Raw genomic sequence first — 26,554 nt, 5'->3', positions numbered from 1 at the left:
TTGGCGGATCGACATCCGCAGCGACGCCGCACCGGCCGATCACCGGCCCGAGGTCGACGCTCCGCATCCGGCGGCGCAGGTGGAGCGGCTGCTGGTGGTTTCCGCGGTCGTCCCGGTGGCGGCGGTCGGCCCGGTCAGCGCGGTGGCGCGGCCGGTGCGTTCGGTCGTCCCGGCGGCGCCCCGAAGCGTGGTCGCAAGTCGAAGCGCGCGAAGAGAGCCGAATACGAGAACATGCAGGCCCCGGTCGTCGGTGGCGTGCGGTTGCCGCACGGCAACGGCGAGACCATCCGGCTGGCCCGCGGCGCATCGCTGTCCGATTTCGCCGAGAAGATCAACGCCAACCCGGCCTCGCTGGTGCAGGCGCTGTTCAACCTCGGTGAGATGGTCACCGCAACGCAGTCGGTGAACGACGAAACCCTCGAGCTGCTCGGCAGCGAGATGAACTACGTCGTGCAGGTCGTCTCGCCCGAGGACGAGGACCGCGAACTGCTGGAGTCGTTCGACCTCACCTACGGCGAGGACGCGGGCGGCGAAGAGGATCTCGAGGTCCGGCCGCCGGTGGTCACCGTCATGGGTCACGTCGACCACGGCAAGACCCGACTGCTGGACACCATCCGGCAGGCCAACGTCCGCGAGGGCGAGGCCGGCGGGATCACCCAGCACATCGGCGCCTACCAGGTCCTCACCGAACTGGACGGCAACGAGCGGCTCATCACCTTCATCGACACCCCGGGTCACGAGGCGTTCACCGCCATGCGTGCCCGTGGCGCGAAGGCCACCGACATCGCGATCCTCGTGGTCGCCGCCGATGACGGCGTCATGCCGCAGACGGTCGAGGCCATCAACCACGCGCAGGCCGCCGACGTGCCGATCGTGGTGGCGGTCAACAAGATCGACAAGGAAGGCGCCGACCCGGCCAAGATCCGCGGTCAGCTCACCGAGTACGGCCTCATCCCCGAGGAGTACGGCGGCGACACCATGTTCGTCGACATCTCGGCCAAGCAGGGCACCAACATCGAGCAGCTGCTCGAAGCGGTCCTGCTGACCGCCGACGCCTCGCTGGACCTGCGGGCCAACCCCGACATGGAGGCCCAGGGCGTCGCGATCGAGGCTCATCTGGACCGTGGCCGCGGCCCGGTGGCGACCGTGCTCATCCAGCGCGGCACGCTGCGGGTCGGCGACTCGATCGTCGCGGGCGACGCCTACGGGCGTGTGCGCCGCATGGTCGACGAGCACGGCGACGACGTCGACGCGGCCCTGCCGTCGCGGCCGGTGCAGGTCATCGGCTTCACGTCGGTGCCCGGTGCCGGTGACAACCTGCTGGTCGTCGACGAGGACCGCATCGCCCGGCAGATCGCCGACCGGCGCAGCGCGCGCAAGCGCAACGCGTTGGCCGCGCGCAGCCGCAAGCGCATCAGCCTCGAGGACCTGGATTCGGCGCTGAAGGAGACCAGCCAGCTGAACCTGATCCTCAAGGGCGACAACGCCGGTACGGTCGAGGCGCTCGAGGAGGCCCTGATCGGCATCCAGGTCGACGACGAGGTGGAACTGCGCGTCATCGACCGCGGTGTCGGTGGTGTCACCGAGACCAACGTCAACCTGGCGTCGGCGTCGGACGCGATCATCATCGGGTTCAACGTCCGTGCCGAGGGCAAGGCCACCGAGCTGGCCAACCGCGAAGGCGTGGAGATCCGCTACTACTCGATCATCTACCAGGCGATCGACGAGATCGAAGCGGCGCTCAAGGGCATGCTCAAGCCGATCTACGAGGAGAAGGAACTCGGCCGCGCCGAGATCCGGGCGATCTTCCGGTCGTCCAAGGTCGGCAACATCGCCGGTTGCCTCGTGCAGTCGGGCATCATGCGGCGTAACGCCAAGGCCCGCCTGCTGCGCGACAACGTGGTGGTGGCCGAGAACCTCACGGTCTCCTCGCTGCGGCGGGAGAAGGACGACGTCACCGAGGTGCGCGACGGTTACGAATGCGGTCTCACGCTGACGTACTCCGACATCAAGGAAGGCGACATCATCGAGACCTACGAGCTGGTGGAGAAGGCGAGGACCTAGGGCATGGCTGATCCCGCACGAGCGAAGCGGTTGGCCAAGCGCATCTCCACCATCGTCGCCTCGGCGATCGAGTACGAGATCAAGGATCCGCGGCTGACCGGTGTGACGATCACCGACGCCAAGGTGACCAACGATCTGCACGACGCGACGCTGTACTACACGGTGTTGGGCCGCAGCCTCGACGAGGAACCCGACCTCGTCGGGGCGGCGGCCGCGCTGGAGAGCGCCAGGGGAGTGTTGCGCTCCAAGGTGGGCGCGAGCCTCGGTGTGCGGTTCACACCGACGCTGGCGTTCGTCCGCGACACGGTGCCCGACGCCGCCCACCGGATGGAGGAGCTGCTGGCCCGCGCCCGCGCCGCAGATGAGGATTTGGCGAGAGTTCGCGAAGGTGCCAAGCACGCAGGCGATGCCGACCCGTACCGTGTGAGTGGGGCGGAGGAGGACACCGGGGGGTCTGGAGAAGTTCAGGCCGAGTTCGACGCTGAGGACACCGGTGACCGCAATCGACAAGACGACTGACGTACCTGCCGGCGCGCGTGTGGACGCGTACCGGGCGGCCGACATGCTGGCCGGGGCTGCGACGGTCAGCGTGGTGTGCCACGTGCACCCCGACGCCGACACCATCGGAGCGGGTCTCGCGTTGGCGCTGGTGCTCGAACGTGCCGGCCAGCGCGTCGAGGTCGGCTTCGCCGCGCCTGCGGAGCTGCCGGAATCGTTGCAGTCGCTGCCCGGCTGTCACCTTCTGGTGGCGCCGGAGGCGATGCGCCGCGACGCCGACCTGGTTGTCACCGTGGACATTCCGAGCGTCAACCGGCTCGGCGCCCTACGTGACCTCGCCGCGCCGGGGCGCCGGGTGCTGGTCATCGACCACCACGCGTCCAACGAACTGTTCGGCACCGCCAACTACGTCGACCCGTCGGCCGATTCCACCACGATGCTGGTCGCCGAACTCCTCGACGCCTGGCACAAACCCATCGACTCCGCGGTCGCGCACTGTCTGTACGCCGGGCTGACCACCGACACCGGATCGTTCCGCTGGGCGACGGCCCGCGCGCACCGGTTGGCCGCACGGCTGGTCGACATCGGCGTGGACAACGCGGCGATCAGCAGGGCCTTGCTCGACACCCATCCGTTCGCATGGCTGCCCATGCTGTCGCGGGTGCTGGCCTCGGCGCGGCTGCTGCCCGACGCCGTCGACGGCCGCGGTCTGGTGTACGCGGTGGTGGCCCACGAGGAACTCGCCGGTGCCCGACCCGAAGAGGTCGAGAGCATCGTCGACATCGTGCGCACCACCCGGCAGGCCGAGGTGGCCGCGGTGTTCAAGGAGATGCATCCGCAGCAGTGGTCGGTGTCCATGCGCGCGAAGTCGATCGACCTCACCTCCGTCGCGAGTGCGTTCGGCGGCGGCGGTCACCGGCTGGCGGCCGGATACTCGGCCACCGGGACCACCGACGAGGTGGTGTCGGCGCTGCGAGCCGCACTTGGCTGAGCCCGACGGCATCGCCCCAGTCGAGCCGGCGACCAGCAGGCGGATCGCGGCGCTGGCGTTCCCCGCGTTGGGGGTGCTCGCGGCCGAACCGATCTACCTGCTGTTCGATCTCGCCGTCGTCGGCCGCCTCGGTGCGCTGAGCCTGGCCGGTCTCGCGATCGGTGCCCTCGTCATGGGTGTGCTCAGCGCACAACTGACCTTCCTGTCCTACGGCACCACCGCGCGCGCCGCCCGGTTCTACGGCGCCGGTGACCGCGCCGCGGCCGTCGGCGAGGGTGTCCAGGCCACCTGGCTGGCGCTGGCGATCGGCACGACGATCGTGCTGACCGTGCAGGCCGTCGCTGCTCCTCTGGTGTCCGCGCTGGCCGGTGCCGAGGAGATCGCCGAGACCGCGCTGCCGTGGGTGCGCATCGCCAGCCTCGCGGTGCCGGCGATCCTGATCGCCGCGGCCGGCAACGGCTGGATGCGCGGGGTGCAGGACACGATGCGGCCGCTGCGCTACGTCGTGATCGGGTTCGCGGTGTCGGCGGTGCTGTGCCCGCTGCTGGTGTACGGCCTGCTGGGCGCGCCGCGGCTGGGGCTTGCGGGGTCGGCGGTGGCCAACGTGGTCGGGCAGTGGCTGGCCGCGGCGCTGTTCTGCCGCGCGCTGATCGTCGAACGGGTACCGCTGCGGCTGCAGCCCGCGGTGCTGCGCGCCCAGGTGGTGATGGGACGCGACCTGGTGTTGCGCACGCTGGCGTTCCAGGCGTGCTTCGTCTCGGCCGGTGCGGTGGCCGCCCGGTTCGGCGCGGCCGCCGTCGCCGCCCACCAGGTGGTCCTGCAGCTGTGGAACTTCCTTGCGCTGGTGCTGGATTCGCTGGCGATCGCGGCACAGTCACTGGTCGGTGCGGCGCTGGGCGCCGGGCACCTGCCGCATGCGAAGTCGGTGGCGTGGCGGGTCACGGTGTTCTCGACCGTCGCGGGCGGGGTGCTGGCGCTGGTGTTCGCGGTGGGCTCGTCGGTGCTGCCCGGCGTGTTCACCGACGACCGGACGGTGCTCGACGAGATCGGGGTGCCGTGGTGGTTCCTGGTGGCGCAGCTGCCGGTGGCCGGGGTGGTGTTCGCGCTCGACGGTGTGCTGCTCGGAGCGGGTGACGCGCGGTTCATGCGCAACGCCACGTTGATCAGCGCGCTGATCGGATTCCTGCCGCCGATCTGGTTGTCGCTGGCCTTCGGCTGGGGTCTGCTCGGCATCTGGGCCGGGCTGTCGACGTTCATGGTGCTGCGGCTGGTGTTCGTCGGCTGGCGGGCGCTGTCGGGGCGCTGGCTCGTGCCGGGGACTCGCTGAAGATTGCGCTCACGGCTGTGGTCGGTGGGCGCGGCACAGCCGTGAGCGCAATGTGTCAGTCCGCGGCTCAACGCACCTGCGCGCGGCCGCGTTCGACCACCGCCGCGCGGTTGGCGGCGATGTCGTCGCCGGTGGCCGAGGCCATCCAGCGGCGCGCGGCCTCGGCTTCCAGCCACAGCGGGCCACCGGTCTGCGATTCGTCGATGCGGTGGTAGGACTCCAGCAGCGCGCGCACCGCCCGCTGGTTGTTGCCGACGATCGACGCGGCGATCGCCCGTGCCGTCGGCAGCAGCTCGCCGTGCGGCACAACCTCGGTCACCAGCCCGGCCCGCAACGCATCCGTCGCCGACAGGTAGTCGCCGGTCAGGCTCATCCGCCGGGCCATTCCGACGCCGACCTTCTGCGGCAGCCGTACCGACAGCCCCCAGGTGGGCAGCAGCCCGACCCGCGCGTGCGTGTCGGCGAACCGGGCCTGATCCGAGGCGATCAGGATGTCGCAGTACAGCGCGATCTCCAGCCCACCGGTCACCGCGGCGCCGTTGATCGCGCCGATCACCGGTTTGGTCATCGCCGGCCACTTCGGCGAGATGTCGGGCAGCTGGGTCTGATCGCCGAGCTCTTTGAGATCCAGCCCGGCGCAGAACACCGGGTCGGCGCCGGTCACGATCACCACGTCGACGGCGTCGTCGGCCTCGGCGTCGCGCAACGCGCCGAAGAACGCGGTCCGCAGCGCCGCGGACAGCGCGTTACGGGCCTGCGGCCGGTTCAGCGTCAGGGTGCGGACCCGGTCGGTGGTGTCGATCAGCAGAACGTCGGAGGCAGCAGCGTCGGTCATGCTGCTAGACGCTAGCGGTCGCGCCTATCGTGGCTGTCATGTGCCGAAACATCACCGAGTTGCGCGGCCTGGAACCGGCGGCCACGGCCGAGGAGATCGAGGCGGCGGCCCGGCAGTACGTTCGCAAGGTCAGCGGCGTGACTCGCCCGACGGCCGCCAACGCCGAGGCGTTCGAGACCGCCGTCGCCGAGGTCACCGCGACCACCACCCGGTTGCTGTCGACGTTGCCGCCGCGGCGCCAGCCGCCCAAGACTGTGCCGCCGCTGCGCAGGCCCGAGGTGCGGGCGAGGCTCGGCCTCGGGTGAGTGCGCAGGCACTGAAGGAGTGGAGCGCCGCGGTGCACGCGATGCTCGACGGCAGGCAGACCATCCTGCTGCGCAAGGGCGGCATCGGGGAGAAGCGGTTCCACGTCCCCGCCGACGCACACGCCGAACGTTTCGTGTTCTTCCCGACGGTCGCCCACAGCCACGCCGAACGGGTGCGGCCCGAACACCGCGGCCTGCTCGACGACGCGGCCCGCGACAGCACCGAGGCGACGCTGACCGTGCGGGCCGGCGCGAGAGTCGTTGCCGCCGTTGAGGTCAACCGGCCCGAGGCGATCGGCGAGCTGGAGCCGATGCACATCTGGACCGCCGAGTCCGTACAGGCCGACCGGCTCGACTTCCGGCCGAAACACCGCCTGGCGGTGCTCGTGGTGCAGGTCAGCCCGCTGGCCGAACCGATCCGCATCGACCGCGTTCCGGAGTACGGCGGCTGCAAGAGCTGGGTCGAGCTGCCGGTGGAGCCGCGGTGGGGGCCGCCCGTGCACGACGACGCCGCGCTGGCCGCGGTCGCCGAAACGGTGCGGCGCTCAGTCGGCTGACGGCGGCTGCGCACCCGCGGGCAACACCAGTCGCGACACCCCGCCGACGCCGTGGTGCACGGTGTGTGTGGCGGGCACCGTCCGGCGACCGCTGATCATCGGTTCGTCGGTACCGAGGTTGCGGGCGAACCGCGGATGGGAACCGCCGGCGATCAGCAGGCGCAGCCGGGAGCCGGCCCGGAACCGGTGGGCTACCGCGTCGAGTTCCAGCCGCACGATGCCGTCGGGCCCCGTCAGGCGGCGGAAACCGTCGGACACGTTGCGGGAGCGCCCTTTCCGATCGACCTCGCTGATCCGCACGAAGACGTCGCGGTGCGGGTTGTCGCACGTGTGGGCGAGTTCGACGACCGGTGTGCCGACGACGTAGAGATCCGCGCCCAGCGGTGCGCCGGTGAAGGTGAGGACGTCGTCGCGGTCGGCCAGGCTGCTGTCGTCGCGGTACCCGCCCTGCGGGGACAACAGCCGTCCGCCCACCGTCGGCGTGGGATCGTCGGGGTCGAAGATGAACGTCGACGGCGGTGCCGTGGGATCCGGTGCGACGCCGGTCAACTGGCCCGTCGCGTGCAGGAACCACTGCTGTTCGGGCATCCGCGGCGGCCAGTCCGCGAGGTCGTACCAGCCGTCGTTGTTGATCTCGATGCGCACCGGTGCCCGGTCGAGGCCTTGGCCGCCGGCCAGGTGGGCGTTGAGCCAGTCCAGCGATTCCCGCACCACCGTGACCGCACCCTTGGTCATCAGCTGGGTGTGGGTCCATGCTCCGACGGTCACGGCTGCGGGAACGCCGCGGTCGCGCAGATGTCCGTACTGCGCCAGGGTCTGTTCGAGAAAGAGGTCCTGCCAACCGCCGAACAGCAGGATCGGGACCTCGACGCGGTCGAGGGCGTCGGTGGCGCGCATACCGTCCCAGAACGCGGCGTCCTCGGCGTTCTCGAGCCACGACTCGTACCAGTGCGCACCGGTGCCCAGCAGGCGGCGGCCCGCGGCGCCCAGCGGCAGGTCGGCGGTGGCGCGCTTGAGCGCCCGTCGCGCCCGCACCTGCCGCACCAGCGCAGCGACACCGCGGTCCTCCTGGTTGGCGACCATGTCGCTCCACCCGAGGAAGTCGTTGAGCGAGAACGACCCGGTGCCCCATGACGATTCGCGGAAGTCGTGCGGTCCGACGGCGATGATCGCGGCCTGCAGTTCGGGCGGCGGATCGGTCAGCAGCGCCCACTGGGTGAACCCGAGGTACGACAGCCCGACGGTGGCGAAGCCGCCGGTGAACCACGGCTGATCGCGCAACCAGGCGGCGGTGTCGGCGCCGTCCTCCTTCTCGTGGACCATCGGCGTGAACTCGCCACCGGAGCCGAACGTGCCCCGGACGCTCTGCACCACCACGTGATAGCCGCGCGAGGCGTAGACGACGGCGAACAGCATCGAGAACGGCCAGCCGCGCCCGTACGGTCCGCGCACCAGCAGGGTGCCCGCGGGGTCCGGGGTGTGTGGGACGTAGTGGTCGGCGATGAGGTCGACGCCGTCGCGCATCGGCACCCGCAGACCCCGTTCGACGGAGAAGTCGCTGGTGTGGCGGGGGACGGACAGGAGTCGGCTGACGGTGTTGCCGACGGAACGACGCAGAACTGCGGGCCCGGATGACGTCACCGGGTCGAGGGTAGCCAGCCGGGATCAGTAGATGTAGTGGGGCGCCAGCTCCTGGGCCTTCTGCAGGTTGGTCTGCATGCAGTCCACATCGGGCTGCGAGTACACCGGCGAGTAGAACAACACCTGCTGGATGACGCCGTAATCGGTGTCGAACGCCAGCGCACAGGTGATCCACCACCGGTTGTTCCAGTCGGTGGGCTTCATGATCCAGTACTGCGCGGCGCGGTGGCCTGCGACGTCGAGCTGGACGGCGTCGGGCGGCAGCGTCTCCTCGTAGGTGCGCCACACGAAGGCCTCGACGGTCATCTGATAGTTGCCCGCATCGAACTTGCAGCGCAGGCCGTCCTCCGGAGCGGGCGGCGTGTAGGCGAGCCCGGCGCGCTGGACGACGTCGAGCGGGATGTCGCGGCAGGGGTCGAAGGGGGACGGGTCGACGGTGTCGATCACCGGGTACTTGATCGTGGTCGATCCGGTCAGCGGCAGGAACGTCGAGCGCAGGTCGACGCGGCCGGCGGCCGTTCCACCCGACGGGTCGGTCACGAACACCACCATGACTGCCGCGAACAACGCACCCAACGCCGAGAGCACTCTCAGCTTGGCGGCCATCTCACCCCCTGGTCCAGGCGGCTCGCCGCCGTCTCGTCGTCCGACCCTTTCGGGAGTGTAACCGGCGGCACACCCCTGTTGAACCCTCAAATGAGAACACGTTCTAGTTGCCCGGAGAGCCGTGGGGCGGCGGATCAGTAGGCTGGCGCGTTGTGACGTCCCAGAACTCCCGCGACCGGCGACCGGTGTTGTGGGCGATCAGCGACCTGCACACCGGCCACACCGGCAACAAGCCGGTCACCGAATCGCTCTACCCGTCCACCCCCGACGACTGGCTGATCGTCGCCGGGGACGTCGGTGAGCGCACCGACGAGATCCGCTGGGCGCTGGACCTGCTGCGCAAACGGTTCGCCAAGGTGATCTGGGTGCCGGGCAACCACGAACTGTGGACCACCACCAAGGATCCGATGCAGATCTTCGGCCGGTCGCGGTACGACTACCTCGTCACCATGTGCGACGAGATGGGCATCCTCACCCCGGAGCACCCGTATCCGGTGTGGACCGAGGAGGGCGGCCCGGCCACGATCGTGCCGATGTTCCTGCTGTACGACTACAGCTTCCTGCCCGCGGGCGCGGCCTCCAAGGCCGAGGGGCTGGCGATCGCGCGCGAACGCAACGTCGTGGGCACCGACGAGTTCCTGCTGTCGTCGGAGCCCTACGCCACCCGCGACGCGTGGTGCCGCGACCGCGTCGACTACACCCGCAAACGGCTCGAGGACCTGGACTGGATGACACCGACCATCCAGGTCAACCACTTCCCGATGGTCCGCGAGCCCTGCGAGGCGATGTTCTATCCGGAGTTCTCGCTGTGGTGCGGCACCACCGCGACCGCGGACTGGCACACCCGCTACAACGCCGCCTGTTCGGTGTACGGCCATCTGCACATCCCACGCACCACCTGGTACGACGACGTGCGGTTCGAGGAGGTGTCGGTCGGCTATCCGCGAGAGTGGCGGCGGCGCAAGCCGTATCGCTGGCTGCGGCAGATCCTGCCCGAACCGCGCTACGCCCCCGGCTACCTCAACGAGTTCGGCGGGCACTTCCAGATCACCCAGGAGATGAGGGAGAACGCGCAGAAGATGCAGGAGCGGATCAGGGCGAGGCGCGGATGACCCTGCTGCCCGAGGTGCTGGGGGGGCGGGTCGTCTCCGCCGAACGCTACGACGATCCGCCCGGGATCGCGCCGCTGCCCGAGGAGGAGCCGCTGATCGCGCGGTCGGTGGCCAAGCGCCGGAACGAATTCGTCACCGTCCGCTACTGCGCGCGCGAAGCCCTCGGCGCGCTGGGCGTGCCCCCGGTCCCGATCCTCAAGGGCGACAAGGGCGAGCCGTGCTGGCCCGACGGGGTTGTCGGCAGCCTCACCCACTGCGACGGATTCCGGGGTGCGGCCGTCGGCCGCCGCGGTGAGGTCCGGTCGATCGGCATCGACGCCGAACCGCACGGCGTGCTGCCGGGCGGGGTCCTCGACGCCATCAGCCTGCCCGCCGAGCGCAGCGCGCTGGCCGCCCTGCCCGCGGGTCTGCACTGGGACCGAATCCTGTTCTGCGCCAAGGAGGCGACGTACAAGGCGTGGTTCCCGCTCACCCACCGGTGGCTGGGGTTCGAGGACGCCCACATCAGCTTCGACGTCGACGGGGCCGGGGACACCGGGCGGTTCGTCTCCAAGATCCTCATCGATCCCGCCGCGGAGTCGGGGCCGCCGCTGACCACCCTGGAGGGCCGCTGGTCGGTGCGCGACGGGTTGGCGTTGACGGCGATCGTGCTGTGAACGCACTCGGTGCAGGCATCGTCCTCGTCGACAAACCCGCCGGGATGACCAGCCACGACGTCGTCGGCCGATGCCGGCGGATATTCGGGACCCGCAAGGTCGGCCACGCGGGCACCCTCGACCCGATGGCCACCGGCGTGCTCGTCGTCGGCATCGACCGCGCCACCAAACTTCTCGGACTGCTCAGCGCGACCGACAAGTCCTACGAGGCCACCATCCGGCTCGGCCAGACCACCACCACCGAGGACGCCGAAGGCGAGATCGTCGACACCACACCGACATCCGGGGTCACCGACGACGACATCGGGCAGGCGGTCGCGGCGCTGCGCGGGGAGATCGACCAGGTGCCGTCGGCGGTGAGCGCGATCAAGGTCGGCGGACAGCGCGCCTACAAACTGATCCGGGAGGGGCAGACCGTCGAACTGGCCGCCCGCCGCGTGCGCATCGACCGCTTCGACGTGCTCGCGATCCGCCGGGTCGACGACCTCATCGACATAGACGTCGCGGTCGACTGCACCAGCGGCACCTACATCCGCGCGTTGGCCCGCGACCTCGGCACCGCACTCGGGGTGGGCGGCCATCTGACGGCGTTGCGGCGCACCCGCGTCGGCCGGTTCGCGATCGACGACGCCCACCCGCTCGACGCGTTGGCCGAAGAGCCGCGGCTGAGCCATTCGCTGGACGAGGCGTGCCTGCTGGCGTTCCCGCGTCGCGACCTCACTGCCGAGGAGGCGGAGTCGACCCGGCACGGCAGGCCGTTGCCGCCGGCCGGGATCGACGGCATCTACGCGGCCACCGCACCCGACGGTGCTGTACTGGCCCTGCTCGAAGACCGCCCGCAGCGGACGAAGTCGGTGGTGGTGCTGCGGCCCGCAACCCTGTAGCTACGGGGCGACGACCCAGATCGCTTCTGCCGCAGGGCTTCCCAGGTCGACGGTGGCATCGTCGCCGTCGGCGCCTTCGACCGCCACAGAGATCAGGCCCGCGAAATCCCGTCGGGCGAGCACCCGTAGCCGCGAATCGAGGCTGATGCCCACGCTGTCGAAGTAACGCAGCATTTCGGGGTCGGCGTCGGAGATCCGCGCGACCGTGCCCGCGTCGCCGTCCTCGCATTCGGACAACTGACGTGCGGGCGGTGTGGGCACCTGACCGTCGGCGGCGGGGATCGGATCGCCGTGCGGATCGCGGGTGGGGTGGCCGAGTTTGGCGTCGATGCGGTCGACCATCAGATCCGACACCGCATGCTCGAGCACCTCGGCCTCGTCGTGCACCTCGTCCCAGCTGTAGCCCAGCTCGTTGACGAGGAACGTCTCCATCAACCGGTGCCTGCGCACCATCTGCAGCGCGGCGCGCCTGCCCGCATCGGTGAGCGTCACCGCCCCGTACTTCTCATGGTTGACCAGGCCCTGGTCGGCGAGTTTGCGAATCGACTCCGACGCCGTCGAGGCGGATACGCCGATCCGCTCGGCCAGCAGTTTCGTGCTGACCTTCTCGTGTGACCACTCCTGGGCGGTCCAGATCGTCTTGAGGTAGTCCTGAGCGACCGTCGTCAGGTCACGGGAGGTGCTGTCAGGACTCACAGGACCTGAGTTTAGGCAATCGTTGCCGCAACCGGTGATCTAGCGGAGCCCACGGACACGGCGCGCCGTAGGCTTGCGGGCGTGCAACGCTGGCGGGGTCAAGACGACATCCCCACGGACTGGGGGCGGTGCGTCGTCACCATCGGAGTGTTCGACGGCGTCCACCGTGGACACGCGGAGTTGATCGACAACGCGGTCAAGGCCGGTCGTTCCCGGGGTGTGCCGACCGTGTTGATGACCTTCGATCCCCATCCGATGGAGGTCGTGTTCCCGGGCAGCCACCCCGCGCAGCTGACCACGTTGACCCGCCGGGCGGAGCTGGTCGAGGAGCTGGGCATCGACGTGTTCCTGGTCATCCCGTTCACCGCGGACTTCATGAAGCTCACCCCCGAGCGCTACATCCACGAACTGCTGGTCGAACGGTTGCACGTCGTCGAGGTCGTGGTCGGCGAGAACTTCACCTTCGGCAAGAAGGCCGCGGGCACCGTCGACCTGCTGCGCAAGGCGGGGGAGCGGTTCGGATTCGCCGTCGACAGCCTCTCGCTCGTGGCCGAACACCACCGCGACGAGACCGTCACGTTCTCGTCGACCTACATCCGCTCCTGCGTCGACGCCGGCGACGTCGTGGCCGCCGCCGAGGCGCTCGGGCGTCCGCACCGGGTGGAGGGCGTCGTCGTGCGCGGCGACGGCCGGGGCCGCGGCCTGGGTTACCCGACGGCCAACGTCGCCCCGCCGATGTATTCGGCGATCCCCGCCGATGGTGTGTACGCGGCTTGGTTCACCGTCCTGGGCCACGGTCCGGCGATGGGCACCCTGGTCCCCGGTGAGCGCTATCAGGCGGCGGTGTCCGTCGGCACCAACCCCACGTTCTCCGGGCGCACCCGCACCGTCGAGGCGTTCGTCCTCGACACCTCCGCCGACCTCTACGGCCAGCACGTCGCCGTGGACTTCGTCGGCCGCATCCGCGGCCAGGAGAAGTTCGCCTCGGTCGACGAGCTGATCGAGGCGATGGGCGCCGACACCGACCGCGCCCGGGCGATCCTGTCCGATTCTGTCTGACGGCCGACTGGTTGTAGACTCACTCGACGTCAACGACGTGTGCTGCAGTTCGCGGCGGCCGCGTCGCCTTCTTTTGAGGGCACAGATCATGTCACTCGCGGACCGATGGATGGAGTTGTCTCGTGGCGCTTACCGCCGAACAGAAAAAAGAGATCCTGGGCCAGTACGGCCTGCACGAGTCGGACACCGGCTCGCCCGAGGCGCAGGTCGCCCTGCTGACCAAGCGCATCTCGGACCTCACCGAACACCTCAAGCAGCACAAGCACGACCACCACTCGCGACGCGGACTGCTGCTGCTGGTCGGCCGTCGTCGCCGGCTGCTGAAGTACGTCGCCCAGGTCGACGTGGAGCGCTACCGCTCGCTCATCGAGCGGTTGGGTCTGCGTCGCTGACGCAATACGCGTTCGCTACGGCCGCGGCCGGTACCGTCCTGGTGACGGGGCCGGCCGCGGCTGCGTATGTGGCCCGGGTGGCCGGAGATGAGAACCCCGCCATGTAGCATTGATGTGTTCGATGCTCTGTGCTCGAATGCATATTGGGTACGAAACACGCACTCCCGCGGGCTTCGTTCCCGTGTGTCATGCCAGGACCCGCCTGATCGGGCGGTCTTCGGTAGTGGCTGCCGGTGATCTCGCGTCCCCGGCAGCTTCGATCGACGGCCGTAGCCGTATCAAGGCCGGTGGTTCATCCGCTGTGAGTGTTCCGGCGTGACGACGCGAAACAGCTGAATGAATTCAGAGAGGCTGTACGGACTTATATGTCTGTAGTTGAAATTGAAGACGGCGTGTACGAGTCGACCGCCGTCATCGACAACGGGAGCTTCGGCACCCGCACCATTCGTTTCGAGACCGGCCGCCTCGCGCAGCAGGCCGCCGGCGCCGTCGTCGCCTATCTCGACGACGAGACCATGCTCCTGTCGGCCACCTCGGCCAGCAAGAGCCCGAAGGACCACTTCGACTTCTTCCCGCTGACCATCGACGTCGAGGAGCGGATGTACGCCGCGGGTCGCATCCCCGGCTCCTTCTTCCGTCGCGAGGGCCGGCCCTCCACCGACGCGATCCTCACCTGCCGGTTGATCGACCGGCCGCTGCGCCCGACGTTCGTCTCCGGCCTGCGCAACGAGATCCAGGTCGTCGTCACGGTGATGAGCCTGGATCCCAAGGACCTCTACGACGTGGTCGCCATCAACGCCGCATCGGCGTCCACTCAGATCGCCGGCCTGCCGTTCTCCGGTCCGGTCGGTGGCGTGCGTGTCGCCCTGATCGACGGCCAGTGGGTCGCCTTCCCGACCGTCGAGCAGCTCGAGCGCGCGGTCTTCGACATGGTGGTCGCCGGCCGCAAGACGGCCGACGACGTGGCGATCATGATGGTCGAGGCCGAGGCCACCGACAAGGTCGTCGACCTCGTCGCCGGCGGGGCGCAGGCCCCGACCGAGTCCGTCGTGGCCGAGGGCCTGGAGGCCGCCAAGCCGTTCATCGCGACGCTGTGCGCCGCGCAGCAGGAACTCGCCGAGCGCGCCGCCAAGCCGACCGCCGACTACCCGCTGTTCCCCGACTACGCCGACGACGTCTACTACTCGGTCGCCGCGGTGGCCACCGACGCCCTGTCGGAGGCGCTGACCATCGCCGGTAAGGAAGAGCGCAACAACCGCACCGACGAGATCAAGGTCGAGGTGCTCGAGCGCCTGGCCGATCAGTACGCCGGCCGTGAGAAGGAGATCGGCGCGGCGTTCCGGTCGCTGACCAAGAAGTTGGTGCGTCAGCGCATCCTGACCGACCACTTCCGCATCGACGGCCGCGGTGTCACCGACATCCGCGCCCTGTCCGCCGAGGTCGCGATCGTGCCCCGGGCACACGGCAGCGCGCTGTTCGAGCGTGGTGAGACCCAGATTCTGGGCGTCACCACCCTCGACATGATCAAGATGGCCCAGCAGATCGACTCGCTCGGGCCGGAGACCAGCAAGCGCTACATGCACCACTACAACTTCCCGCCGTACTCGACCGGTGAGACCGGCCGTGTCGGTTCGCCGAAGCGCCGCGAGATCGGCCACGGCGCGCTCGCCGAGCGTGCCCTGATGCCGGTGCTGCCGAGCGTCGAGGAGTTCCCGTACGCGATCCGCCAGGTGTCGGAGGCGTTGAGCTCCAACGGGTCGACATCGATGGGTTCGGTGTGTGCCTCGACCCTGTCGCTGCTGAACGCCGGTGTGCCGCTCAAGGCCCCCGTCGCCGGTATCGCGATGGGTCTGGTCTCCGACGACGTCGAGATCGACGGTAAGACCGAGCGTCGGTTCGTGACGCTGACCGACATCCTCGGCGCCGAGGATGCGTTCGGCGACATGGACTTCAAGTGCGCGGGCACCAAGGACTTCGTCACGGCCCTGCAGTTGGACACCAAGCTCGACGGCATCCCGTCGCAGGTGCTGGCCGGTGCGCTGAGCCAGGCCAAGGACGCCCGTCTGACGATCCTCGAGGTCATGGCCGAGGCGATCGACGCGCCGGACGAGATGAGCCCGTACGCGCCGCGCATCACCACGATCAAGGTGCCGGTCGACAAGATCGGCGAGGTCATCGGGCCCAAGGGCAAGATGATCAACTCGATCACCGAGGAGACCGGCGCGCAGATCTCCATCGAGGACGACGGCACGGTGTTCGTCGGCGCGGCCGACGGCCTGTCGGCCCAGGCCGCGATCGACAAGATCAACGCGATCGCCAACCCGCAGCTGCCCAAGGTCGGCGAGCGGTTCCTCGGCACCGTGGTGAAGACGACCGATTTCGGTGCGTTCGTCTCGCTGCTGCCGGGCCGCGACGGTCTGGTGCACATCTCGAAGCTGGGCCGCGGTAAGCGGATCGCCAAGGTCGAGGATGTCGTCAAGGTCGGCGACAAGCTGCGCGTCGAGATCGCCGACATCGACAACCGCGGGAAGATCTCGCTGGTCCTGGTCGCCGAAGAAGACGCAGCGGAGTCCGCCGAGGCCTCCGGCAACGGTTCGGACAAGGACCAGGCGCCCGCGACCGCCGACGCGACCCCGGCCGGCAATTAGTCGGCAGTCGCTGCGTCGCAGCACAGCAAGCGTGGAGGCGGCCACCGTGGCGGAGACCACGGTGCGCCGCACCACGCTGCCCGGCGGTCTGCGGGTCGTCACCGAACGCATCCCGTCGGTGCGATCGGCCTCCGTCGGGGTGTGGGTCAACGTCGGATCCCGGGACGAGGGTCCGACGGTGGCCGGTGCGGCGCACTTCCTCGAACACCTGCTCTTCAAATCCACACCCACGCGCACCGCGGTGGACATCGCACAGGCGGTCGACGCCGTCGGCGGTGAGTTGAACGCGTTCACCGCCCGTGAGCACACCTGCTACTACGCGCACGTCCTCGACACCGACCTGGAGTTGGCGGTCGATCTGGTCGCCGACGTCGTGCTGCGCGGGCGCTGCGCCGCCGAGGACGTCGAGATCGAGCGTGACGTCGTGCTCGAAGAGATCGCGATGCGCGACGACGATCCGGAGGACACGCTCGGCGACGTCTTCCTGACGGCCATGTTCGGCTCGCATCCGGTCGGCCGCCCGGTCATCGGCAGCATCGAGTCCATCGAGGCGATGACCCGCAGCCAGCTGCACTCCTTCCACGTCCGGCGGTACACGCCCGAACGGATGGTGCTCGCGGTCGCCGGCAACGTCGAACACGCCGACGTCGTGGCCCTGGCGCGAAAGCACTTCGGGCCGAAGCTGATTCGTGGACACTCGGCGGTCGCGCCGCGCAAGGGCACCGGGCGGGTGCCGGGTCGGCCCGCGCTGCACCTGATCAACCGCGACTCCGAGCAGACGCATCTGTCGCTGGGGGTCCGCACACCCGGTCGGCACTGGGATCACCGGTGGGCGCTGGCGGTGTTGAACACCGCGCTCGGCGGCGGGCTCAGTTCGCGGCTGTTCCAGGAGATCCGGGAGACGCGCGGCCTGGCCTACTCGGTGTACTCCACCGTCGACACGTTCTCCGACAGCGGTGCGCTGTCGGTGTACGCGGCGTGCCAACCGGAGCGGTTCGACGAGGTCGCGCGGGTGACGGCGGCCGTACTCGAGGATGTGGCGCGCGACGGGATCACCGAGTCGGAATGCCGGATCGCCAAGGGTTCGTTGCGCGGCGGGCTGGTGCTGGGGCTCGAGGACTCCGGTTCGCGGATGAATCGCTTGGGCCGCAACGAGTTGAACTACGGTAAGCACCGCAGCATCGACCACACCCTCGAACAGATCGGCGCCGTCACGCTCGACGAAGTGAATTACGTTGCGCGACAACTGCTCACGCGGTCCTACGGGGCGGCGGTGCTGGGTCCCCACCGGACCAAGTCGTCGCTGCCGAAGCCGCTGCAGACGGTGGGGCGCTGACCCGTCGCCCGCGTGCGGTGAGTAACAATCGGGTGATGACCTACTCACTCTCCCGTAGACGCATGCTGTCGGCGACCATGGCGCTCGGTGGCGCCGCGGCACTCGCGACGTACGCTGCTCCGCCCGTCTTGGCGCAGCCCGCGACCGAGCTCGAGACCCTGGAGCGGGCCAACGACGTCGCGATCGGGGTGTACGCGGTCAACCTGGACACCGGCCGCACGGTGAGCCACCGTGCGCAGGAGTCGTTCGCCATGTGCTCGACGTTCAAGGCGTACCTCGCCGCGCACGTCCTCGCGCTCGTCGCGCGCGGTGAGCGTTCCCTCGACCAGGGTCTGTACGTGGCCGCCGCCGACATCCTGCCCAACTCCCCGCGCACCGAACCGCGGGTCGGCACCGAGATGACGCTGGGCGAACTGTCGCAGGCCGTGCTGCAGGTCAGCGACAACGCGGCCGCCAACATCCTGCTCCGCGATGTCGGGGGACCGCAGGCGATCACCGCGTTCGCCCGCGGCATCGGCGATCCGCGGTCGCGGTTGGACCGCTTCGAAACCGAACTCAACTCGGCGGTGCCCGGCGATCCCCGGGACACCACCACGCCCGAGGCGATCGGCGGGGGTGTGCGGACCCTGTTGACCGGTGATGTGCTGCCTCCAGAGCAGCGCGGGCTCCTCGAGGAGTGGATGCGGGCCAACGAGACGTCGAGCATGCGGCCGGGTCTGCCCGCCGGATGGACCACCGCCGACAAGACCGGCAGCGGCGACTACGGCACCACCAACGATGTCGGCATCGCCTACGGGCCGCAGGGGGAGCGGCTGCTGCTGTCGATCCTGACGCGCTCGGCGTCCGACAACGCCGACGCGGAGAACAACCGACCGCTGATCGGCGAGGTGGCCACGGTGGTGTTCGCCGAGCTGACCCGCGGCTAGTGGAGTCCGCGCAGCCGTGCCCGTGCGGTTCCGGTCTGCCGTTCGGGCAGTGCTGTCGGCCGCTGCATCTGGGTGAGCGGCAGGCGCGGACGGCCGAGGAGTTGATGCGGTCGCGGTACAGCGCCTACGCCGTCGGCGATCTCGAATACGTCTGGCGGACTTGGCATCCGCGGACCCGTCCGCCCGAGCTGACCCCGAACGATGTGGAGTGGCTGGGGTTGGAGGTCGTCGCCGCGTCCGACGACGCGGTCGAGTTCCGGGCACACTACCGCGAAAACGGACGAAGCGGGACGCTTCATGAGCGGTCCCGCTTCGCCGTTCGCGCCCGTCGCTGGTTCTACCTCGACGGGGAGGTGGACTGATCGTCAGGCGAGGACGGTCGCCGGATCGGTGTAGGGCAGGCCGAGGTCGGTGGCGACCTGCTCGCTGAGCAGTGCGCCTGCGTGGGTGGACAGCCCCTTGGCCAGCGCGGCGTCGGCCTGGCAGGCGGCCCGCCAACCCTTGTCGGCCAGCTTGAGGACGTACGGCATGGTGGCGTTGGTCAGCGCGAAGGTCGACGTGCGCGGCACCGCGCCGGGCATGTTGGCCACGCAGTAGAACACCGTGTCGTGCACCGCGAACGTGGGATCGTCGTGGGTGGTGGGACGCGAATCCTCGAAGCAGCCGCCCTGGTCGATCGCGATGTCGACCAGCACCGCACCCGACTTCATCTGCGCGACAGTCGAATTCGTGACCAGCTTCGGCGCCTTGGCGCCCGGGATCAAGACCGCACCGATGACCAGGTCGGCCTGCTTGACGGCCTCCTCCAGCTCGAGGCGCGAGGAGTAGCGGGTCTCGATGGCGCCGCCGTACTCGGCGTCGATCTTGCGCAGGATGTTGATGTTGAGGTCGAAGACGGTGACGTGCGCGCCCATGCCCCACGCGACCGCGGCGGCGTTGTCGCCGGCCATGCCGCCGCCGATCACCACGACCTTTGCCGGGGCGACGCCGGGGACACCACCCATCAGCACGCCGCGGCCGCCCTGGGTGCGCATCAGGTGGTATGCCCCGACCTGGGCGGAGAGCCGGCCGGCGACCTCGCTCATCGGGGCGAGGAGGGGGAGTGCCACCGACCCGTCTGATCCAGTGGTCTGCACGGTCTCGTAGGCGATCGAGGTGGTGCGCGAGGCGAGTAGTGCGTCGGTGCAGGGCTTGGACGCCGCGAGGTGCAGATAGGTGAAGAGCGTCTGACCCTCGCGCATACGGGAGTATTCGGACTCGATGGGCTCCTTGACCTTGAGCAGGAGGTCGGCTTCGGCCCACACCTCGTCGGCGCTGTTGACCAGCTGGGCGCCCGCGGCCTTGAAGTCGGCGTCGGTGATCGCAGAACCCTCGCCGGCACCGGACTGCACCAGCACGTCGTGGCCGCGGTTGGTCAACTCAGCCACCCCGGCGGGCGTGATCGCCACGCGGTACTCGTTGTTCTTGATCTCGGTCGGAATGCCGACGCGCATGATGCTCCTCACGTAGTTGTCGTGTAAATTGTGAAGAAAGTTCGACGTGAGCACAATGGTTGCGACAGATATTCGCTAAGCTGCGGTTGTGCCTGAAGAATCCTCGAACGGGGTGACCGCGCCGGGCCGGGTGTCGAAGGATGTTCGGCCGGCGGACCTCGATGACGTCGACCGCCGCATTCTCACCGTGCTACACGCCGACGCCCGCCTCCCGAACAGCGCGCTCGCGGAGATGATCGGGATAGCGCCGTCGACATGTCACGGTCGAGTGCGGCGCCTGCAGGAGCTCGGCGTGATCCGCGGGTTCTACACCGATGTGGATCCGACTGCGCTCGGGTTGGGTCTGCAGGCGATGATCTCGGTGACGCTGCAGTCGAATGCGCGCGGCAAGATCCGCAACTTCATCCAGCACATCCGGAGCAAGCCGCAGGTGATGGATGTGTACTTCCTCGCGGGCGCCGACGATTTCATCCTCCATGTGGCGGCGCGGGACACCGAGGACCTGCGGGCGTTCGTCGTCGAGAACCTCAACGCCGATGCGGATGTGGCGGGAACGCAGACCTCGCTCATCTTCGAACATCTGCGGGGCGCGTCGCCGTTGTGAGTCCGATTCACGGTGTTCCGATACCTTTCGAGTATGGCCACCGCGGACTTGGATCTACGCAAGTTGCGTTACTTCATCGCCGTGGCAGAGGAGCTGAACTTCGGACGCGCCGCCGCCCGCCTTCATATCGCTCAACCGGTGCTGTCCCGTCAGATCCGCGCGTTGGAGGCCGAACTCGGAGTCACCCTGCTCAATCGAGACAGCCGCGGCGCGACGCTGACCCCGGCCGGCTCCCGGCTACTCGACGGTGCGCGGTTCCTCCTGGCGGAAGCGCGGGCCCTACAGCAGCGCCTTGTGCACACCGACATCCTCCCCGTGGTGGTGAGAGTCGCCGTGCTGCCCGGCCTTCTCGCGACCGCGGCTGCCCGCGCCTTCGAAGCCGGTGATCCGATGCGGCGCGTGGAGATCATGCCCGTGACATGGAACGAGCAGGCCGAGGTGGTTCGCCGCGGCGACGCCCACGTCGTCTACGCGCGATCGCCGTTCGAGCTGTTCGAACTGGCGACGGTGCCTCTGCTCGAAGAACCACGCGACGTGATCGTTTCTGCCGACGATCCGCTGGTCGTCCGCGAATCCGTTTCGCTGGTGGACCTGGCGTCGCGGCGCCTGTTGCAGAATCCCGAATCGGTGCCGGAGTGGTATGCCGTCGCCAGCCCGGCCCTGCGGCGCGAAGCGGTACGTTCGTCGGTCAGCGGTGTCGAGCAGAAGCTCGAGTTGGTTGCGGCACGGGCGGGTTTCGCGGTGCTGCCCCGATCGACCACCGCGTCCTACCGTCGGCCTGACGTACGCGTGATCCCCTGTGCTGATCTCGGACCCAGCAGGGTGGTCCTGGCCTGGGACGCCACGGTGAGCAACCCGGCGCGCGATGAGTTCATAGCGGCGGCCTTGGCCTGTGCGCACCAGACGCTCGATCCCCGTGGTGAGGTGCTACCGAACAGTCGCTGATACCCGGAAGGTATGGAGGATCGACGAAAAGGGTCTTGGACTGCTTACGCCGCGCAGGGGACTGTGAAGGCATGAGCCTCTCCAATGCACGTGTCCTGATCATCGGTGGCACCTCCGGCATCGGCCTCGGGGTCGCCAGAACAGTGGCCGATCGCGGGGGCACCCCGATCGTCGTGTCGCGGCGGCGGTCGAGCGTCGACCGTGCGCTCTCCCAACTGCCGCCCGGCGCCGCCGGCACCACAGTCGACCTCGCGGACGGTCGCGCCCTGGACCGGCTTGCCGAGGAGGTCGGCGACGTCGATCATCTGGTGTACACGGCGGGGGAGTCACTCGAGCTCGCCGGGTTGTCCGACCTGACGCCCGAGGTGGTGACCGGCTTCTTCCAGACTCGGTTCGTCGGTGCGCTGAGCACAGTCCGCGCATTCAGGTCGCGGCTCCGGCCGGGCGGCTCTGTGACGCTGACCAGCGGCACCGCGGCATGGCAGCCGCGGTTCGGTGTGCTGCCGGTGGCGCTGTGCGGGGCGATGAACGCGTTGACGACCGCCCTCGCGGTGGAGATCGCGCCCATCCGGGTCAACGCCGTCGCACCCGGTCTCATTCGAACCCCACTCTGGGATGCCCTCTCCGAGGCCGACCGAGACACGTTGTACCAGGAGGAGTCTCACCGCACTCCGGTCGGGCGCGTCGGAGAGGTGGAGGACGTCGCGCGGGCGTACGTGTACTGCATGGAACAGGTCTTCAGCACCGGGACGGTGCTGACCGTCGAAGGCGGCACCCTGCTGGTGTAGCCGAATCAGGTCACGGGACTGACAGCGCGTGACCGAGGGCATAGATTGAGCGCCCATGACCGGTGAGCGGCGCAGAGGCAGGGTCACCTTGCGCGACGTGGCGCTGGCCGCGAACGTGTCGACGACGACGGTGTCGGACTCGTTGAACGGCAGCGGCTCACTGCCCGAGAAGACCCGGCAAAGAGTCCGCCAGATAGCTGTCGAGCTGGGGTACCGACCCAGCGTCGCCGCGCGCTCGCTGCGCAACGGCCGCACCGGAACGCTGGTGATCACGATGTTGCCGAGCGATGTTGACGCCGAATCACTTTGGCACGTCGACTATTTCATGCGTGTCATGGCCGGTGCCGCGATCGAGGCGAATCAGCGCGGCTTCCTCCTGGCGGTGGCGCCGGCGCACATGAAGTTGGAGGTCGCCCACGACGGGCTCATCGCGGTTGATCCAGCGAAGGGGGATGAGCTGCTCGAGTACGCCCGTCTGCGCGGTACGCCGGTGAGCACGGTGGGGCGCACCGACTCCGCGACGGCGAGTTGGGTCGACAACGACTGGGCCGGCGTCGTCGCCGACGTCCTCGAGCATCTCGAACGCGGTGGGTCGCGCCGGCCGATGCTCATCACGCCCGAGTCCCCGGCCTCGTACATTCATTCCGTCGAGCAAGAGTTCACGTCCTGGTGCGCGCGGCGGGGGTACACCGACCGCAGATCCCGTGTTCCGGGCGCCTTCGACCCGGCGGCGGCGCGCGCCGCCGTGCGCGACCTGCTCGACGGCCCCGAGCCGCCGGATGCGCTCTTCGTCGGCCTTGACCAGCTCGCGTTGGCCGCGGAGCTGGCGGCGATGGACCTGGGGCTGCGCGTCCCGCAGGACCTCATGCTGGTGAACATCGGCGATGGTGCCGCGGTTGCGCTTGCGCCCGTACCGATCTCGGTGGTCGAACTGCGCGCCGAGGAGATGGGCCGCGCGGCGGTGCGCATGCTGGTCGACCAGATCGAGCAGAACGCCGAACCCGGCCGCGAGGTGGTGTCCGGGGATCTGATCGTCCGCGCCAGCTCTCGGCGGTAAGGCGCCGGACCGCGTCACGAAGCCGTAGCGCGCGGTAACAGGAACGTTACTGTAGCCGCCGTTTCACGACACATGACAGCTCTACTTTTCATCGACAGGAACGTTCCTGCGCCCGCGGGAACCTTGTTGAAGGAGCGTCCGTGGACGACATCGCGACCCGTACGACTGCGGATCCGCCCACCGCCGCCGCACCGATGCGGCGTGAATTCTCCATGTGGTCGGCGGCCATGCTCGGCTTCGTCTTCGTCTCGCCGATCGTGGCCATGTACATGGTGTTCGGGCTGGGTCTGGCCGCGGCCGGGCCCGGGTTCTGGTGGGCGCTGGTGGTGGTGCTGATCGGCCAGGTGCTCATCGGCATCACGTTCGGTGTGCTGGCCTCGCGGTGGCCGATGGCCGGCGGGGTGTACCAGTGGTCGCGGCGACTGCTGGGCCCGGCCTACGGGTGGTTCGCCGGGTGGGCCTACATGTGGACGCTGATGATCACGCTGACCGCGGTGTCCTACGGCGGTGCGTTGTTCGCCGCCGCCGCATTCGATCTCGACGCGGAGAACCAGACGCTGATGACCTTCGTCGGAATGGTCATCCTGGCCGGTGCGGTGTTGGTCAACGTGCTGGGCCGCGCGGCGGTCCGCATTGTCGGTTTCCTGTGCCTGGTCGCCGAGGTGGTCGGCTCGGTGGGTATCGCGGTCTGGCTGTTGGGTTTCCATAAGGTCAACAGTGTCGCGACGCTCGGTAGCGCGGTCAGCTGGCCGTCGGACACCGCCTTCATGGCAACGCCTTTCGTGTTGGCGGTCATGTTCGCGGGATGGTCGTTCCTCGGCTTCGAGAGCGCCAGCACCCTCGCCGAAGAGGTCGGCGAGCCCAAGCGCGACATCCCCAAGGCGATCGTCGGATCCCTCATCGGCGTCGGACTCGTCGTGCTGTTCACGTGCTTCGCCTTCCTGATGGCGATGCCCGAAAGCGCTGCCGCCGAGGCCGATCCGGTCGCGGCCACGCTCACCGCGTACCTCCCGGCGCCCGCCTTCAAGGCGGTCATGATCCTGTTCACGATCGCCTACTTCGCCACCGTCGTCGCGATCAGTTCGGCCGTGTCGCGCATCGTGTGGTCCTACGGGCGCAACGGGGAACTGCCGGTGAGCCGCCACCTCAGCAGGCTGCACGGGCGCATCAACACCCCGACCATCGCGACGGTGGTCACCGGAACGATCGGCATCCTGCTGTACCTGCCGTTCCAGAGCGAGCAGATCTACACGCTGCTGGTCACTTTCGTCACTGCGGGCTTCTTCATGTCGTTCGGTTTCCCCATCGTCGGGCTCGCCATCAGCAAGCTCCGGGGCACCTGGGACCGCTCCGAACCGACGTTCCTCGGCCGCGCCGGGCATGTCGCGGGATGGCTCGCTTTGGTGTGGGTGATCGTCGAGACCGTCAACGTGCTGTGGCCCCGCACCGGCGACCCGCTGGTCGACTGGGCGCCGTTCATCGTCACCGCCGCCCTGTTCGTGATCGGCCTCGCCATCCGAGCGAGCCTGGGGCTCAGAGCCCGTCCCGTGGAGCCAGTTCCCGCTGCGGCTGGCGCCGAGGCCTGACCGTCGAAACCCGGGTACGGCGAACGCCGTGCCGCACTATCGAGAAAGTAGTGATCTGCAGTGAAAGACAAGAAGTTTCATCTCGGCTGGTTCATGAACTTCACCTCGGACATGTGGACCGGGCCGTTCGAACAGGCCGGCGGTACACCGTGGGACGGCCAGTTCTACGTCGAGATGGCCAAGAACCTCGAACGCGCGGGCTTCGACTTCATCATGATGGAGGACAAACTCGCCGTGTCCGAAGCGTTCGGCGGCACCAAGGAGACCGTACTCAAGCATGCGTTCGGCATGGTGCCCAAGCACGACCCGGCGCCCTTGGCGACGCTGATCAGCGCTTCTACACAGCATCTCGGTGTCGTGGCCACGCTGTCGACGCTGGGTTATCCGCCGTTCCTGCTGGCGCGGTTGTGCTCGACCATCGACCACATCTCGAACGGCCGGTTCGGCTGGAACATCGTGACCAGCGCCGAGAACGCCGCGGCGCAGAACTTCGGTCTGGACGAGTTGCCGCCGCGTGAGGACCGCTATGCGATGGCCGACGAGTACATGGATCTGGTGTACCAGCTATGGGATTCGTGGGAACCGGACGCCGTCGTCGTCGACCGGAAACGCGGTGTGCACACCGACTTCACCAAGGTGCACGAAATCAACTTCCACGGCAAGTACTACAAGTGCCGCGGCCCGCTCAACACCGCGCCCTCCCCGCAGGGTCGGCCGACGTTCCTTCAGGCCGGCGGCTCGCCGCGCGGCCGGGATTTCGCGGCCAAGCACGCCGACGCCATCATCACGCTCGCCGACGGTGTCGACGGTATGAAGGCCTATCGCGAGGACATCCGAGGCCGGGCCGCGGCGCAGGGCCGGAATCCGGACGAAGTCAAGGTCATGTACCTCGTGGTGCCCACCCTCGGCGAGACCACCGAGGAAGCGCTGGGGCGGCGCGAGAGGATGATCACCTCGCAGGCGTTCGCCGAACAGTCGCTGTCGCTGCTCTCGTCGATCACCGACATCGACTTCGCGCAGTTCGACCTCGACGCACCGCTGCCACATCTGACCACCAACGGCGAGCAGGGCTCGCTCGACAAGTTCCAGCAGTCCGGTTCCGGCAAAACCCTGCGGCAACTCGTCTACGAGTCCGCAGAATTCTCGTCGTCCTACCCGCTGATCGGCACCCCATCCGCGGTGGCCGACGAAATGGAATGGCTCATGGACGAAGTGGGTGGGGACGGCTTCCTCATCACGCTGCACAACCAGGGGGTGAGCCGCAGGCACGTCATCGAGGTCACCGACGGCCTGGTGCCCGAACTGCAGCGACGCGGTGTGGTGCGCACTGAGTACACCCAGAAGACGCTGCGCGAGACGCTGCGCGAATTCTGAGCGGCGGGATTCCTCTGGGGCACAGGGTTATTCGGGTTCGTCGTCGTCGTTTTGGTTGTCGGTGAGGTAGCGCTGGGGGTGGAAGTGGTTGTTGACGCGGGGTTGGCCGGTGTCCTGGTCGGCCGGTGGGATCCAGTAGGTGCGGCCGTCGCCGGGGCGTTCGGTGGTGTAACC

The 26,554-nt window shown here is 68.8% G+C and carries 26 protein-coding genes and 1 pseudogene; 21 read left to right on the top strand and 6 right to left on the bottom strand.

Going from position 1 to position 26,554, the window contains the following annotated elements; genetic code table 11:
- From infB to AU194_RS25715, 4 genes are all read left to right on the top strand, one after another.
- A partial coding sequence (infB, locus tag AU194_RS25730) for a translation initiation factor IF-2 (protein ID WP_369804225.1) occupies positions 1–2,064 on the top strand: 2,064 nt, incomplete at its 5' end.
- Between the two features lie 3 nt (positions 2,065–2,067).
- Positions 2,068–2,583: a 30S ribosome-binding factor RbfA gene (rbfA, locus tag AU194_RS25725; protein WP_059092102.1), complete on the top strand. Its 516-nt coding sequence runs from the start codon at positions 2,068–2,070 to the stop codon at positions 2,581–2,583.
- A complete protein-coding gene (locus tag AU194_RS25720; RefSeq protein ID WP_059092101.1) occupies positions 2,558–3,553 on the top strand; it encodes a bifunctional oligoribonuclease/PAP phosphatase NrnA in 996 nt (331 codons plus the stop codon). The genes rbfA and AU194_RS25720 overlap by 26 nt, the downstream gene beginning before the upstream one ends.
- The gene (locus AU194_RS25715) at positions 3,546–4,880 is read left to right on the top strand and encodes an MATE family efflux transporter (RefSeq protein WP_059092100.1); all 1,335 of its coding nucleotides are present in this window, start codon (positions 3,546–3,548) and stop codon (positions 4,878–4,880) included. The genes AU194_RS25720 and AU194_RS25715 overlap by 8 nt, the downstream gene beginning before the upstream one ends.
- Before the next feature lie 67 nt (positions 4,881–4,947).
- Here the strand turns inward: AU194_RS25715 and AU194_RS25710 are convergent, their stop codons facing one another.
- Positions 4,948–5,715 (bottom strand): enoyl-CoA hydratase, encoded by a 768-nt coding sequence (locus AU194_RS25710; protein WP_059092099.1) that lies wholly within the window; start codon positions 5,713–5,715, stop codon positions 4,948–4,950.
- A gap of 38 nt (positions 5,716–5,753) precedes the next feature.
- Between AU194_RS25710 and AU194_RS25705 the strand changes: the two genes are divergently transcribed.
- Both AU194_RS25705 and AU194_RS25700 read left to right on the top strand, forming a co-directional pair.
- On the top strand, positions 5,754–6,020 hold the full coding sequence (locus AU194_RS25705) for a DUF2277 domain-containing protein (RefSeq protein WP_059092106.1): 267 nt from the start codon (positions 5,754–5,756) through the stop codon (positions 6,018–6,020).
- Positions 6,017–6,577, top strand: coding sequence for a DUF1802 family protein (locus AU194_RS25700; RefSeq protein WP_059092098.1), 561 nt, complete (start codon positions 6,017–6,019; stop codon positions 6,575–6,577). Before AU194_RS25705 ends, AU194_RS25700 begins: the two co-directional genes overlap by 4 nt.
- Here the strand turns inward: AU194_RS25700 and AU194_RS25695 are convergent.
- Together AU194_RS25695 and AU194_RS25690 are read right to left on the bottom strand one after the other, a co-directional pair.
- Complete coding sequence (locus AU194_RS25695; RefSeq protein WP_059092097.1) at positions 6,566–8,218, bottom strand: CocE/NonD family hydrolase; 1,653 nt, start codon at positions 8,216–8,218, stop codon at positions 6,566–6,568. The two genes, AU194_RS25700 and AU194_RS25695, sit on opposite strands and share 12 nt — an antisense overlap.
- Positions 8,219–8,242: 24 nt before the next feature.
- Positions 8,243–8,824 carry a hypothetical protein gene (locus tag AU194_RS25690; RefSeq protein ID WP_059092096.1) on the bottom strand — a complete coding sequence of 194 codons (582 nt, stop codon included), beginning with the start codon at positions 8,822–8,824 and terminating at the stop codon, positions 8,243–8,245.
- A gap of 152 nt (positions 8,825–8,976) precedes the next feature.
- Here AU194_RS25690 and AU194_RS25685 point away from each other — a divergent pair, with 152 nt between their 5' ends.
- Genes AU194_RS25685 through truB form a run of 3 tightly spaced genes read left to right on the top strand, consistent with a single transcriptional unit; the run spans position 8,977 to position 11,476 of the window.
- Positions 8,977–9,936: a metallophosphoesterase gene (locus AU194_RS25685; RefSeq protein ID WP_059092095.1), complete on the top strand. Its 960-nt coding sequence runs from the start codon at positions 8,977–8,979 to the stop codon at positions 9,934–9,936.
- Complete coding sequence (locus AU194_RS25680; protein WP_059092094.1) at positions 9,933–10,592, top strand: 4'-phosphopantetheinyl transferase; 660 nt, start codon at positions 9,933–9,935, stop codon at positions 10,590–10,592. The genes AU194_RS25685 and AU194_RS25680 overlap by 4 nt, the downstream gene beginning before the upstream one ends.
- Positions 10,589–11,476, top strand: a complete 888-nt coding sequence (gene truB / locus AU194_RS25675) for a tRNA pseudouridine(55) synthase TruB (RefSeq protein ID WP_197417745.1) — start codon at positions 10,589–10,591, stop codon at positions 11,474–11,476. Before AU194_RS25680 ends, truB begins: the two co-directional genes overlap by 4 nt.
- Here truB and mntR read toward each other — a convergent pair whose 3' ends face one another.
- Positions 11,477–12,172, bottom strand: coding sequence for a manganese-binding transcriptional regulator MntR (gene mntR / locus AU194_RS25670; protein WP_059092093.1), 696 nt, complete (start codon positions 12,170–12,172; stop codon positions 11,477–11,479).
- An 81-nt stretch (positions 12,173–12,253) separates the two neighbouring features.
- Between mntR and AU194_RS25665 the strand changes: the two genes are divergently transcribed.
- The 6 genes from AU194_RS25665 (at position 12,254) to AU194_RS25640 (ending at position 18,895) form a co-directional block, all read left to right on the top strand.
- Positions 12,254–13,231 (top strand): bifunctional riboflavin kinase/FAD synthetase, encoded by a 978-nt coding sequence (locus AU194_RS25665; protein WP_059092092.1) that lies wholly within the window; start codon positions 12,254–12,256, stop codon positions 13,229–13,231.
- Positions 13,232–13,353: 122 nt separating this feature from the next.
- The gene (gene rpsO, locus AU194_RS25660) at positions 13,354–13,623 is read left to right on the top strand and encodes a 30S ribosomal protein S15 (protein ID WP_011559497.1); all 270 of its coding nucleotides are present in this window, start codon (positions 13,354–13,356) and stop codon (positions 13,621–13,623) included.
- 365 nt (positions 13,624–13,988) lie between these two features.
- On the top strand, positions 13,989–16,271 hold the full coding sequence (locus tag AU194_RS25655; RefSeq protein WP_059092091.1) for a polyribonucleotide nucleotidyltransferase: 2,283 nt from the start codon (positions 13,989–13,991) through the stop codon (positions 16,269–16,271).
- A gap of 10 nt (positions 16,272–16,281) precedes the next feature.
- Positions 16,282–17,607: a M16 family metallopeptidase gene (locus AU194_RS25650; RefSeq protein ID WP_369804226.1), complete on the top strand. Its 1,326-nt coding sequence runs from the start codon at positions 16,282–16,284 to the stop codon at positions 17,605–17,607.
- Between the two features lie 35 nt (positions 17,608–17,642).
- Entirely contained in the window at positions 17,643–18,533 is an 891-nt protein-coding gene (bla, locus tag AU194_RS25645; protein ID WP_059092090.1) for a class A beta-lactamase, read from the top strand.
- Positions 18,533–18,895, top strand: a complete 363-nt coding sequence (locus tag AU194_RS25640; RefSeq protein ID WP_059092089.1) for a YchJ family protein — start codon at positions 18,533–18,535, stop codon at positions 18,893–18,895. Before bla ends, AU194_RS25640 begins: the two co-directional genes overlap by 1 nt.
- A gap of 3 nt (positions 18,896–18,898) precedes the next feature.
- Here the strand turns inward: AU194_RS25640 and ald are convergent, their stop codons facing one another.
- Positions 18,899–20,026, bottom strand: a complete 1,128-nt coding sequence (gene ald, locus AU194_RS25635; protein WP_059092088.1) for an alanine dehydrogenase — start codon at positions 20,024–20,026, stop codon at positions 18,899–18,901.
- Between the two features lie 88 nt (positions 20,027–20,114).
- Between ald and AU194_RS25630 the strand changes: the two genes are divergently transcribed.
- The 6 genes from AU194_RS25630 to AU194_RS25605 all read left to right on the top strand — a co-directional run bounded on the left by AU194_RS25630 (position 20,115) and on the right by AU194_RS25605 (position 26,380).
- Positions 20,115–20,630: an Lrp/AsnC family transcriptional regulator gene (locus tag AU194_RS25630; protein WP_059092087.1), complete on the top strand. Its 516-nt coding sequence runs from the start codon at positions 20,115–20,117 to the stop codon at positions 20,628–20,630.
- Between the two features lie 33 nt (positions 20,631–20,663).
- On the top strand, positions 20,664–21,575 hold the full coding sequence (locus tag AU194_RS25625) for a LysR family transcriptional regulator (RefSeq protein WP_059092086.1): 912 nt from the start codon (positions 20,664–20,666) through the stop codon (positions 21,573–21,575).
- A 71-nt stretch (positions 21,576–21,646) separates the two neighbouring features.
- Positions 21,647–22,363 carry an SDR family oxidoreductase gene (locus tag AU194_RS25620; protein ID WP_059092085.1) on the top strand — a complete coding sequence of 239 codons (717 nt, stop codon included), beginning with the start codon at positions 21,647–21,649 and terminating at the stop codon, positions 22,361–22,363.
- Between the two features lie 55 nt (positions 22,364–22,418).
- A complete protein-coding gene (locus AU194_RS25615) occupies positions 22,419–23,420 on the top strand; it encodes a LacI family DNA-binding transcriptional regulator (protein WP_059092084.1) in 1,002 nt (333 codons plus the stop codon).
- Between the two features lie 140 nt (positions 23,421–23,560).
- Positions 23,561–25,006: an amino acid permease gene (locus AU194_RS25610; RefSeq protein WP_059092083.1), complete on the top strand. Its 1,446-nt coding sequence runs from the start codon at positions 23,561–23,563 to the stop codon at positions 25,004–25,006.
- A 60-nt stretch (positions 25,007–25,066) separates the two neighbouring features.
- Positions 25,067–26,380: an NtaA/DmoA family FMN-dependent monooxygenase gene (locus AU194_RS25605; RefSeq protein WP_059092082.1), complete on the top strand. Its 1,314-nt coding sequence runs from the start codon at positions 25,067–25,069 to the stop codon at positions 26,378–26,380.
- A 27-nt stretch (positions 26,381–26,407) separates the two neighbouring features.
- Here the strand turns inward: AU194_RS25605 and AU194_RS33075 are convergent.
- Positions 26,408–26,554, bottom strand: a pseudogene (locus tag AU194_RS33075) (HNH endonuclease); the annotation flags it as partial.

It is taken from the genome of Mycobacterium sp. GA-2829 (genome assembly GCF_001499965.1).
Classification (GTDB): domain Bacteria; phylum Actinomycetota; class Actinomycetes; order Mycobacteriales; family Mycobacteriaceae; genus Mycobacterium.
Note: the sequence above shows the minus strand (reverse complement) of the source record. Positions and strands in the feature narration are given on the sequence as shown.